General features: G+C 42.1%; 10 protein-coding genes. 2 read left to right on the top strand and 8 right to left on the bottom strand.

Translation table 11 applies throughout. The annotated features are described in order from the left end of the window. Window positions 1-122: 122 nt before the first annotated feature. Window positions 123-893 carry a Cof-type HAD-IIB family hydrolase gene (locus J7I80_RS21805; protein ID WP_214741348.1) on the bottom strand — a complete coding sequence of 257 codons (771 nt, stop codon included), beginning with the start codon at window positions 891-893 and terminating at the stop codon, window positions 123-125. Between the two features lie 643 nt (window positions 894-1,536). On the opposite strand from J7I80_RS21805, the gene J7I80_RS21800 reads away from it, so the two are divergent. Both J7I80_RS21800 and rnjA read left to right on the top strand, forming a co-directional pair. Further along, window positions 1,537-1,749, top strand: a complete 213-nt coding sequence (locus J7I80_RS21800) for a DNA-dependent RNA polymerase subunit epsilon (protein WP_214741346.1) — start codon at window positions 1,537-1,539, stop codon at window positions 1,747-1,749. A gap of 3 nt (window positions 1,750-1,752) precedes the next feature. Beyond that, window positions 1,753-3,420 (top strand): ribonuclease J1, encoded by a 1,668-nt coding sequence (gene rnjA / locus J7I80_RS21795; protein ID WP_214741344.1) that lies wholly within the window; start codon window positions 1,753-1,755, stop codon window positions 3,418-3,420. A 120-nt stretch (window positions 3,421-3,540) separates the two neighbouring features. Here rnjA and J7I80_RS21790 read toward each other — a convergent pair whose 3' ends face one another. The 7 genes from J7I80_RS21790 to J7I80_RS21760 all read right to left on the bottom strand — a co-directional run bounded on the left by J7I80_RS21790 (window position 3,541) and on the right by J7I80_RS21760 (window position 12,229). Next, window positions 3,541-4,494: a DUF4349 domain-containing protein gene (locus tag J7I80_RS21790; RefSeq protein ID WP_251027914.1), complete on the bottom strand. Its 954-nt coding sequence runs from the start codon at window positions 4,492-4,494 to the stop codon at window positions 3,541-3,543. Window positions 4,495-4,639: 145 nt separating this feature from the next. Then, a complete protein-coding gene (locus J7I80_RS21785; protein WP_214741342.1) occupies window positions 4,640-6,457 on the bottom strand; it encodes an ABC transporter ATP-binding protein in 1,818 nt (605 codons plus the stop codon). Window positions 6,458-6,538: 81 nt separating this feature from the next. Then, on the bottom strand, window positions 6,539-8,287 hold the full coding sequence (locus J7I80_RS21780; RefSeq protein WP_214741340.1) for an ABC transporter ATP-binding protein: 1,749 nt from the start codon (window positions 8,285-8,287) through the stop codon (window positions 6,539-6,541). Between the two features lie 484 nt (window positions 8,288-8,771). Continuing rightward, window positions 8,772-9,227, bottom strand: coding sequence for a TlpA family protein disulfide reductase (locus tag J7I80_RS21775; protein ID WP_214741339.1), 456 nt, complete (start codon window positions 9,225-9,227; stop codon window positions 8,772-8,774). Window positions 9,228-9,291: 64 nt separating this feature from the next. Next, window positions 9,292-10,416, bottom strand: a complete 1,125-nt coding sequence (locus J7I80_RS21770; protein WP_214741337.1) for an N-acetyldiaminopimelate deacetylase — start codon at window positions 10,414-10,416, stop codon at window positions 9,292-9,294. Between the two features lie 61 nt (window positions 10,417-10,477). Beyond that, entirely contained in the window at window positions 10,478-11,188 is a 711-nt protein-coding gene (gene dapD / locus J7I80_RS21765) for a 2,3,4,5-tetrahydropyridine-2,6-dicarboxylate N-acetyltransferase (protein WP_214741335.1), read from the bottom strand. A gap of 147 nt (window positions 11,189-11,335) precedes the next feature. After that, complete coding sequence (locus J7I80_RS21760; RefSeq protein ID WP_214741333.1) at window positions 11,336-12,229, bottom strand: transcriptional regulator CcpC; 894 nt, start codon at window positions 12,227-12,229, stop codon at window positions 11,336-11,338. Between the last annotated feature and the right edge of the window lie 53 nt (window positions 12,230-12,282).

Genomic DNA, 12,282 nt, shown 5'->3' with positions numbered 1-12,282 from the left:
TGCTGAAATTCCCGATGCAAAACCAGTGGAAAGATAAGCCTCACATAAGCAAAATTAACATAGGGTGTCCCAAATAACTTGGGACACCCTATGTTAATTTTGGGGCAGTTATAAAATATCGCCTAAATCAATTCCAGCTCTTTCAAACCGTGCCAGATTCCATCGTCATCTACATCACGGGTAACCATATTAGCGAGTTTCTTTAATTCAGGGACAGAATTGCCCATGGCAACCCCTGTACCTACTGCTTGAATCATCTCAAGGTCATTCAACCCATCACCAAAAGCGTATACATCTTCCCGTTTGAAACCTAATCGCTCCACCATCTTCTTAATTCCTTCTGCTTTAGACCCTCCTGCTGGCAGGATATCAACAGAGTATGGATGCCACCTGATAAAGTTAAACTCAGGGTAGGTCTCCCTATAATACTTCTCTTGACCTTCTTCACAGAACAATAGTGTCTGATAGAGTTCGCGGTCTACATAAAATCGGTCATCGTGTTCAGGATGGGCGAACTTCAGGCCCCCCAGGCTTTTTTCAATGTATTCATGGTGCTTCACTGATGATTTCATGGTCATATGGTTCATAAAAACAACTGGATGGCCCTTATCAGCAGCTTCGAAATAAAGTTCTTCTATCTTTCCATTATTTAAAGGGTTCTGGCTGATTGGCTCCCCTTCAAACACCACATATTGTCCGTTAAAGCTCACAAAAGAATCTATCTCCAGCTCTTCTCTCAGGTATTCGAACATAAATGGAGCCCGCCCTGTAGCAATGGCTACAAAAACCCCATTATTTTTTAATGTAACAATTGCCTCTTTTGTAGAGGCCGGCAGGTTTTTATCATGGTCCAACAGTGTACCATCTATATCAAAAAATACGATTTTGCTCATGATCTTCTCCTTCGATGCAATGATTGAAATTATTTTCTTACTTATTGATTTGTATTATGTAATCCCGGTAGTCTACCAAATCGCTGCGTGCATGTACAGAAATAAGAAGTCTAAAACTGTGTCAAAACAATGACAATTTATGTCATTCCATCAATACCCATGAAAAAATTTGCTATTTCATCATATAATATAAACAAAAAGATAGGAATTTGAAAAATAAACTTAGTTAAACTTTTCCTTGTTTACTTTACTTTGGACAAGGATAGTTTAAAATAAGAACTAAGGAGATGATCCACTATGTTAAAGAAGCTAAGAAAGAAGCTTTTAAAACAGTGGAAAGATTTGCTTCGAAAAAAAACAATCGCTTAACTTTTTGAGCCCTTCAAACTTGCGAAGGGCTCCTTCCTTATTGTAAATTGGTTAATAGCGGAAAACATGACACGATGGATAATAACAATGGTAACATTGTTAATTTTTATATATGGCGGATTTCGTTTATCGTTTTGACAGAGTTATGCTTTACCTACAAATCAGTTCGTCTACCTTTGGTATATCCCTGGCAGGGAATCGCATAAATCTTCAAAATGTTTCATCGGAAATTGCCTATTAAATAGAAAAAGTTAATTAAGGAGAGAGATTTTTAATGATTTTTAAAGTTTACTTCCAGGAATCCAACAAGCAAGTACCAGTTCGCGAAAAAACACAAACCATTTATGTAAAAGCGGACACTGAAAAAGATGTACGGACAAAAATAGCTGATCGCCAATATAATATTGAATATGTCGAGGCAGTTGAGGGTAACTATTTTGAGTATGAAAAGCAAAAAGAAAACTTTGAAGTATTGGAGATCGAATAATTTATGAAATTCGTTAAAAATGACCAAACAGCCGTTTTCGCGCTCGGTGGACTAGGCGAAATCGGCAAGAATACCTATGGGGTGCAGTTCCAGGATGAAATCATCCTGATCGATGCCGGCATAAAATTCCCAGAAGATGAATTACTGGGTATCGATTATGTTATCCCTGACTATTCCTACCTGGTAAAAAATGAAGACAAAATCAAGGGCCTATTCATTACCCATGGCCACGAAGACCACATCGGCGGCATCCCTTATTTACTGCGCGAAATCAATGTTCCAATCTATGGCGGCAAGCTGGCACTCGGCCTGATCAGAAACAAGCTTGAAGAGCACGGTTTGTTGCGTAAAGCGAAGCTGATCGAAATCAAGGAAGACGACATCATCAAGTTCCGTAAAACTTCGGTCACTTTCTTCAGAACGACACACAGTATCCCTGATTCATATGGTGTCGTAGTGAAAACGCCTCCAGGCCAAATCGTCCACACTGGCGATTTCAAGTTTGACTTTACACCTGTTGGTGAACCAGCCAATTTGACAAAAATGGCTGAAATCGGCAAAGAAGGCGTCCTTTGCTTACTTTCGGACAGTACAAATGCCGAGGTTCCGCACTTCACGATGTCTGAGCGCCGTGTTGGTGAAAGCATTCATGATATTTTCCGAAAAGTGGATGGACGGATCATCTTTGCTACTTTCGCTTCCAATATCCATCGCCTGCAGCAGGTTGTCGAAGCTGCGGTCGCTAATAGCAGAAAAGTTGCTGTATTCGGACGAAGCATGGAATCGGCAATTACTATTGGACAAGAACTTGGCTATATCAATGCGCCAAAGGATACATTCATTGAAGCACAGCAAATTAACAGACTCCCTGCCAACCAGGTTACAATCCTTTGTACCGGAAGTCAGGGCGAGCCAATGGCTGCTTTATCAAGGATTGCGAACGGTACACACCGCCAAATCCAAATTCAGCCTGGCGATACAGTAGTGTTCTCGTCTTCTCCGATCCCTGGTAACACCATCAGCGTTAACAGGACAATCAACATGTTGTCCCGTGCAGGTGCAGATGTTATCCACGGTTCATTGAACGACATTCATACTTCAGGACACGGTGGTCAGGAAGAGCAGAAATTGATGCTTCGCCTGATCAAACCGAAATACTTTATGCCAATCCATGGTGAGTACCGCATGCAAAAGATGCATACGAAACTCGCAACTGATTGTGGAGTTCCTCAAGAGAACTGCTTTATCATGGATAACGGTGAAGTGCTTGCTCTTGGCGATAATGAGGTTGGCGTAGCTGGCAAGATTCCTTCCGGCAATGTCTACATTGATGGAAGTGGGGTTGGCGATATAGGGAACATTGTTCTTCGCGACCGTCGAATCCTGTCTGAGGAAGGCCTTGTCGTTGTAGTAGTAAGCATCAATATGAAAGAATTCAAGATTGCTGCGGGTCCTGACCTTATTTCACGCGGATTTGTCTATATGCGTGAATCAGGCGACCTGATCAACGACGCACAAAGCCTGATTAATAAGCACTTAAATAAAGTAATGGAAAGAAAAACAACTCAGTGGTCAGAAATCAAAAACGAAATCACTGATACGCTTGCACCTTTCCTCTACGAAAAAACAAAACGCCGTCCAATGATCCTGCCGATCATTATGGAGGTTTAAAAGAAAAACCGTTGCGAGTGTCGCAACGGTTTTTTTGATTTCTTGTTCAGGAAAACATAACATTGTGGGTCACTACAATCTTCAGAGCCTTACCTATCGAGGCACTTTCACTTCTTATCCTCAGCTATCGGAATCTACATTATTGTTTTGTCCTCGCACAGCTTTCTTTCTAACAAAATAGATGATAGCAGCTACAATCGCTCCTACAATTATGAGGATAGGGAGGTTCCCAATAAGGAAAACAATGATTCCTGAGCCTGCCGCCAGCAGGATGTTGATATTATCAGCAAACTGCTTTTTAATTTTTTGCCAGGTGTTCAAGCTCTCGTTATCTATTTTCGGGACTGGCACTTCATTTTCTTGTAATGTGATAGTAACTGTTGAAAGTGCCGTCTGGTTTTCGAGGTATTTCTTCCTTCCGGCTATTTGTTCAATCTGTTCCTGAACATCTGCCAGATCCGAAGAAATCTTCAATAGATCCTCTGTTTTCTGAGCTCCTTTCATAAACTCAAGTAATCTGGCTTCGACAGCTCTTTTCGATTTTAACCGGGATTCCAGGTCTACATACTCCTCAGTAACGTCCTGCCCGCTCACACGCCGATTATTAACTTGAACAGAAAGACCTTCGGCGTCTGTTAAGAATGCCTGGAAATGCTCCTGTGGGATTCTGAATGTCATCGTGCCACTTTGCTGAACGTCATCATAACGGTTCGAATCAGATTGTACGATATAGCCATTGTAACGCTTGGCCTTCTCTTCTAAGGCATTTCGCGCATTTTCAAAATTTTTAACCCTGATATCCATTTCAGCATTATAGATGACCATCCGCTGAGCAGCCGATTCATCTGCATCCTTGTCGGATTGTCCCTCTGCTTTCGATTTCTCTCCAGCGTCAGCAACTTGTTTTTCATCTTCTGAAAAACCAATATTATCCTCACTTACATTTTCCATATCAGCAGCAGAGTTCATATCCCCTTCAGAACTCATCTTACTATTTTCCTGTGACATCCCACCGCTGCAGCCTGCCAGCAAAAGTACAAGGAAAATACACATAATAAATATTTTTTTCAACAATGAAAGGCCCCCTTGAAACACTTCTATTTATGAATTTGACGGTAACTCTGTCAAAAAGTTACAGAATGTATAATTAAGTGGTTATCCTTCCTTTTAGATTTTCAAAAATACTGCAAAAAAAGCCTTCACGAAGAAGGCTCTGCATTTACACTGCATCTAGCATATTGAATTGTGCTTTGACAAGGTCATGATATTCTCCTTCGAGGTCCATAAGCTGGTCATGATTACCTTGCTCAATGATCAGGCCATTCTCTAGCACGAAGATATTATCCGCTTCCCTGATGGTCGATAGTCTGTGGGCAATGATGATAGCCGTTCGGCCGTTTAACAGGGTTTTTAGAGCCTTTTGGATTCTCATTTCTGTTTCGGTATCGATGCTCGCTGTCGCTTCATCCATGATCAGGATTCGTGGATTGGCTAGCAGCGCCCTGGCGAATGAAAGAAGCTGCCTTTCACCGACTGAAAGGATATTACCCCTTTCTTCCACTTCTGTTTTATACCCCTTAGGCAGTTTCTTAATGAATTCGGCTGCTCCTACGGCTTCTGCGGCAGCTATTACATCTTCCTCTGCAGCATCCGGCCTGCCGAACAGAATATTATCGTAGATCGTCCCTGAAAAAATAAAGGTATCCTGCAGGACGATACTGATATGCTTCCTCAAGCTGCCTATGGAGACATCTTTTAGGTCATGACCGTCAACCATTACCCTGCCTGAAGTAGGATCATAGAACCGGCTGATTAAATTGGCAATCGTTGTTTTCCCTGATCCTGTATGACCAACGAGGGCCACCGTCTGTCCAGCCTTCATTTCGAGGCTGATCCCCTTAAGCGCCGTTCTCTTATCATCATATGAAAAGACGACTTTATCAAATTTGATTTCTCCTCTCATATCCTCAAGCTCAACCGGATGATCAGCCTCAGAAACAATCGGCTTCTCGTCAAGAAACTCGAAGATTCGTTCCGATGAAGCCATCCCCATCAATAACTGGTTATATACCTGGCCCAGCCTGGAGATTGGTTCCCAGAACATACCTAGATAGAAGGCAAATGAAACGAATACACCAATTGAGATCGTACCATTTTGAATCAAACTCGCTCCATACCAAATTAATACTGCCGTACCAAGTGCATTGGTCAGTTCAACCATAGGACGAAACATCGCATTTTTTTGCGAAGCCGACTTCCAGCTCTGGAAGGTCTCATCGTTTACTCCATCAAAAAAGGCCATGTTTTCCTTTTCCTGCGTAAAAGATTGTGTAACCCTGATACCCTGGATACTTTCATTCAGATGGGAATTCAGCTTGGATTGCTTCATGCGAACATCCTGCCAGGAGCGCCTGATGTTTTTCCTCAGCTTTGTTGAGATCAAGAACATGATCGGTAAAATTATCATGATTGCCAGCGTAAGCTGCGGACTTAACGAGAACAGGATAAAGAAGATGCCGACCAGCAGAACAATGTCCATCAATAAGTTGATGACACCATTGGTGAACAATTCCTGAAGGGAATTGATGTCATTCATGATCCGCACGAGTATGGACCCCGCAGAACGCTGGTCAAAAAAGCGATGGGATAGATTTTGTACATGTGTGAATAAATGTTTGCGCAAATCATATATGACATTCTGGCCTAATTGATTCATCCAGCGGATTCTGTAAATGTTCGCAATATAGGAAGCTGTATAAAGCCCCCCAATAAGTGCAACGAGCCATAAAAGCATAGTGGCGTCTTTATCTTTAACGGCTCTGTCAAGAGTATAGATCCCAATCAGAATTGGGATTGCCAGTCTAACTGCTGTCGTGATTAAAACCATGGCAATCGACAGCGGCACAAGCGTCTTTTTATATGGGAGCATATAACCGAAAAGCCTCGACATCTGTTTCCAGTTAAAAGGCTTATCAATAACCTGGTCAGTAGAATAATGGAACCTTTTCAAAACTTGAGAGTTACCTTTCTTGCTCAAAATCTTCCCCCCTGTACATTGTAGATAACTGATCCGGTATGACCGAATGACGAACAACTATCAATCATCCCTTTTTAAAATTCAGCCAGTTTGCGATACTTTTTGGCGATCCTTAAATTGTATATCGTAGATTTTTTGATATGTTCCGCCATTCTTGATCAGTTGTTCATGGGTTCCTCGCTCAGCAATTGCCCCATTTTCAAGCACAAGAATTTCATCTGCATGCTTAAGGGAAGAAATGCGGTGTGCGATGATAAAAGTCGTCCGCCCCTTCATGACTTCCAGAAGTGCTTGCTGGATCTTGAATTCAGTTTCCATATCAACCGCACTGGTGGCATCATCAAGGATTAAAATACTCGGATTGACACAAATCGCCCTGGCAATCGCGATTCTTTGCTTTTGGCCGCCAGACAGCCCCATTCCTCTTTCCCCAAGGATTGTATCGTACCCATCTGGCAGCTCCATAATAAAACTATGCGCCTGTGCCCTTTTTGCGGCAGCAATGATTTCCTCCATCGTAGCGTCCGGATTGCCATAAGAGATATTGGCTTTAATCGAGGAAGAAAATAGGAAAGATTCCTGAAGGACAATCCCTATATTGCTGCGAAGCGAACGGATTGAATAATCCTTTATATCCAGGCCATCAATCAGGACCTGGCCATCGACCGGCTCATAAAACCTTGTCATCAGCTGGGTAATGCTTGTTTTTCCTGAACCTGTCGACCCAATCAATCCAATTGTCTGTCCTGGACATGCTTTAAAGGTAATATTATATAAAGCTTCATTTTCATCATCGCCATATCGGAGTGTTACATCATTGAATTCTACGTCTCCCGAGAGCTTTTCAACCTGAAGTGCCCCGCGCTTCTCTTCAATCTCCTCATCAGCTTCAAGAATCTCCAATAACCTTTCTCCTGAGGCTTTGGATTGGGAAAATAGATTCACCACGAATCCGAGGTTCATGATCGGCCACATGATGTACCAAACGAGGCTGTAGAAAGCCACCAGCTCTCCCGGCAGCAAAGATTCATTCATGACCAGGAAGCCCCCATAACCTAAAAGCAGGACAACACTTAAATTCCCCAGAAACTCCATTAACGGGAAATACTTCGCCCAGATTTCCGAAGTGAATAAATATTGATCCTTATAATTCCCATTTGATGCATTGAATCTGCCAATCTCATAATCTTCACGAGAAAGAGATTTTACAGTGTTGATTCCGCTTATATTCTCCTGAACCTTAGTATTCAGCTTCCCAAACGACTTCCGGATCCCCCTGAACGCCGGATGGACTGCCCTGTCAAACTTATACACGACTACAGCAAGGAAAGGCAGTGTAGCGAGAGTCACAAAAGTCAATGAAATAGAATAATAGAACATAACTGAAAAACTAATACCAATTAAGAGGACAAAACGGATCAACTCCGAGAAGCCAAAGCTTAGGAAAAAGCGGAAGCCTTCCACATCTGCAGTAAGCCTTGACATTAAATCACCTGTCTTCGCATTGTCGTAATAACGGAAAGAAAGGAACTGAAGCCTTTCATATAGCGAGTTTCTCAGCTTATAGACAGAATGAATCCCAAACAGGTCCCCTGTATATTGATAAATGTAGGTACAGATACCTTTAACGACCATGGATCCCACAAAACCAGCAGCAAGAAGTGGAATCAGATCATACCTTCCTCCAATGACAGCTTCATCGATTGTAAGCTGCAGGATCATCGGATAAACAACGGTAATCGCTGTTACAATCAACATAAATAATATTGACCATATAAAGTAATTTTTAAAAGGCCAATAATATTCTTTTAATTTTTTGAATGTCTCCATTCATATATCCCCCCTTTGAAAAATTAGAGATTGTTTAGGCAATAATGTTTTGTTTCCTTCTTCGTAAGTGTATTAAGTAATCGTAATCCCAACCTTGTAAAAATAGCCACTTAACGATAAATTTTTGGAAAAGCTTAGTAAAAAAGAAAAAGCACGTATACATTAATATATCGAGTTTCGAAATATTTTTCCAGTATTTTTTAGAATTTTTATATTTTTTTGTATATGGAAATTATCTGATTTTAACCGGAAAAGGCATGAGCAATGGTGTTGGACGTAGGAATCAAAGGAAAAAAGTCCTTTATAAGGTCTCTATCGGACAAACTCGTGGTCTTTTTGCAGAAAAATGTCCGATAGAAGGTCTCTATCGGACAAGCTCGTGGTCTTTTTGCAGAAAAATGTCTTTTAGAAGGTCTCTATCGGACAAACTCGTGGTCTTTTTGCAGAAAAGTGGTCGTTAAAAAACCTCAAAGAAAGTCTGGAATCATTCTTCCTTTTCCATTTCTTCCAGCACACGATTCACACGTTTTTCAAGCATTTTCAAGCCGCTTCCCCCAGCCTGAAAATGCCTTAATAAACCATTATGATCAAAAAGGTAATAAGCTGGTACGTATTGATTTTCAAACGCGTCCGTCAATATATGGTTATGATCAACAAAAATAGGCTGGGATATGCTGTGTTCTGTTGCCACCTGTTTGATTTCTTCCATATTCATGTCATTTTCTGACCTTGGCATATGGACAGCCATCACATTCAGATTATCTTTATATTGATCACGCAGTTCATTCACCGAGGGCATTGCTACCTTGCATAAATGACAGCTGATTGACCAAAAGTGGATCAGAGTCGGCTTTTCACCAACCAGCTGCTCTCTAGTAACCTCTCCATTGAGCCATTCAGCGGCTCCGGTTATTTCAGGCATAGGTTGACGCAATCTCATATCGAACACCTCTTTTTTGGAATGGCAATTTCACTGACACTTTAAAGCGGATTAATAATATCGTTTAATTGCTTTTGTACTCAATATACTTGGTCAGCAAGTTCATTGCTGTCTCGATGGCGTCCTCATCCGGGTCCAGTCTGGCATGATGAAGTCCATGGTCTGAATGAACACCAAGCCAGAACATAAAGCCAGGAATCTCTTTGAGCATATAACCAAAGTCTTCTCCAGTCATTGCCTCTTTGCATACAATCACGTCGATATTTTCCCTTTCCTCAGCAAAGGCGATAAAGTCACGTGCCAATTCTTCATTATTATAAACTTGATGGTACATGGCCCCATAGTCAATCGACGTCTTGCATTGATAGCCTACTTCGATACCTTTTACGAGTGCTTCAATTCTTTCCTTCACTCTCGCCATAGATTCTACAGACAGTGTGCGGATTGTTCCTTCCAGCCTTGCTGTTTCAGCGATGATATTTTGTACCGTACCTCCGGTTATTTTGCCGATTGTTACAACAGCACTGTCGAGGGGGTCGACATTTCTCGAAACAACAGACTGAAGCTGGTTCACAAGAGCACAAGCTGCAACGACCATATCATTAGTCTGGTGAGGATAAGCCGCATGACCACCCTTCCCCTCAAGGTCAATGAACAGTTCGGATGTGTTGGCGAAAAGAAGGCCTTCCCGAGTTGCAATAGTGCCGACAGGATACTCAGGAGCAATATGCAAGGCAATGATCATATCCGGCTTCCATTGCTGCATGATGTCCGTTTTAAGCATTGGCTCGGCACCACCCGGACCTTCCTCTGCAGGCTGGAAAATGAACAGTAAATGATCTTCAATCGGATGAGCAACGAAGTACGAAATCAACCCAAGGGCAATGGACATATGAAAATCATGACCGCATGCATGCATCTGCCCTTCATGAAGTGATTTGAAATCCAAACCGGTTGCTTCTGTGATCGGAAGACCATCGATATCAGCTCTGTAGCCAATCGTCTTCTTTGGATTCATTCCTTTGATCCTGACAAAAATCCCTGTCTTCCATGTCTTTATTTCCAGGCGGTCCTGAGGAAGACTGCTTAGATAGTCAAGGAGGTAAGCCTGAGTTTTGAACTCCTTGAAACCCAGCTCAGGAATTTGATGCAAATCTCTTCTAATTTTAACGAAAGTAGTAAAATCCATAGAGTTCTCTCCCCTTATAAAAGAAAGCGCGGACTCATTATCCACGCTTTCATGCTTGCTATTAAAGCTGGCGAAGCTCCTGCTTGATTTCAGTTTTTGATTTCGTTTTCTCGTCGATTTCCTTGATGACACGTGCTGGTGTTCCGGCTACAACAGTGTATGGAGGAACATCGTCGATTACAATTGCGCCTGCAGCGACTACCGCACCCTTACCTACTGTGACACCTTCAAGGACAACAGCATTCGCACCGATGACGACATCATCTTCAACAACAACAGGCTTTGCTGAAGGCGGTTCGATCACTCCAGCAAGTACGGAACCTGCACCAATGTGGCAGTTCTTGCCGACTGTTGCACGTCCTCCTAGTACTACGTTCATGTCGATCATCGTACCTTCGCCTACAACAGCACCGATATTAATGGACGCACCCATCATAATAACAGCATTGTCGCCGATTTCAACCTGGTCCCTGATGATGGCACCTGGTTCAATACGAGCCTTGATATTCTTCATGTCCAGCAAAGGAATTGCCGAATTTCTGCGGTCATTTTCAATGACATAATCTTCAATTTTAGCCTGGTTTGCTTCGATTGCCGGATTGATTTCAGCCCACTCACCGAAAATAACCCCGGTGTTGCCTGTGATGAACGTCTTGGCATTCTCGCCAAAGTCGATTCCTTCAAGGTCACCTTTAATATATACCTTTACCGGAGTAGCTTTTTTGCTATTTTGAATAAACGAAATAATTTCATTAGCATCCATCATTTTCATATACTTTGCCTCCAAATTATGTATGTCTTTGCCTTATTCCGCTAGCGTGCTGCTCGTTTATAGAATTAATCTGCTAAAGCAACAACACGGAAAACAGCCTTTTCTAAAAATTACTTTAACAAACAAAAGTTTTTAAAACAAGAAAAACTATTTATCAGTTTTCTTGGTCTCAACAATATGTTCTTTGACGATATCAATGAAGGCCTGGACTTGCTTCAGGCGAAAAGCTGATTCGTAACCCAGAAGCCAGGTGTCCCTCCCCAAAGGCTCATTGTTTTCGTCGTGAAGCGGGACTTTAAAGATGTCCTTTTCCGCCCCATTCAGTGTTATTGCCGGTAGGATAGCGTAACCGATGCCGTTGAAGGTCATTTGTTTACACGTTTCAATCTGATCGACAATGATGGTTCTTTTTGGCGCTGTCTGAAATTGCCTTAACCACCAATCCTGTATTTCCTGGTAGTAGTTCGAGTCACTTTTAAATTGGATAAACGGCCTGTCCGTATCCAATACTTGTTCTGGACTTGTTATTTCCGTATCGACCAAATACAGGCTGTCCTTGAACAAGTGGATCTTGACACCTTTCCAGTCCGGTGTACCCCTTATGATGCCGATGTGCACCTGATCTTCGTATAGCGCCTTTGATATTTCACTGCTCCAGCCAGTCACTAGTGATATTTTCGCCTGAGGGTAACGGTTTACATATTTCTTCAAGACCTGTGGCAGCCAATTTTGGCCAACGATTGATGCAACGGCTATTTTAAGGGTTCCATACACCTCCGAATTTAATGCATGAATGGATTCCCTTGCTTTTTCCTCCCTGGCAATGGTGTCATTGACAAATTGGATGACGACTTCTCCCGCAGGCGTTAATGTCAGCCCTTTCTGGGAACGGAGGAATAGCTTAGTACCCCAATCTTTTTCGATCGATTGCAGTCTTTGGGACAAAGCGGGCTGTGATACAAATAATCTCTCCGCTGCCTTCCTCATATTCATTTCCTGCGCTAGTATGGACAAAAGATGGAACTCCGAAATAGATGACATAACTCAACCTCTTAATAAGTATTTCTTATATTATTAATTACATTATAATAAAA

Origin of the sequence: Bacillus sp. ISL-41 (genome assembly GCF_018613235.1) — a bacterium.
In the GTDB taxonomy this organism is placed as follows: domain Bacteria; phylum Bacillota; class Bacilli; order Bacillales; family Cytobacillaceae; genus Mesobacillus.
The sequence above is the reverse complement of the archived record's forward strand: the minus strand, read 5'-3'. Positions and strand labels throughout refer to the sequence as shown.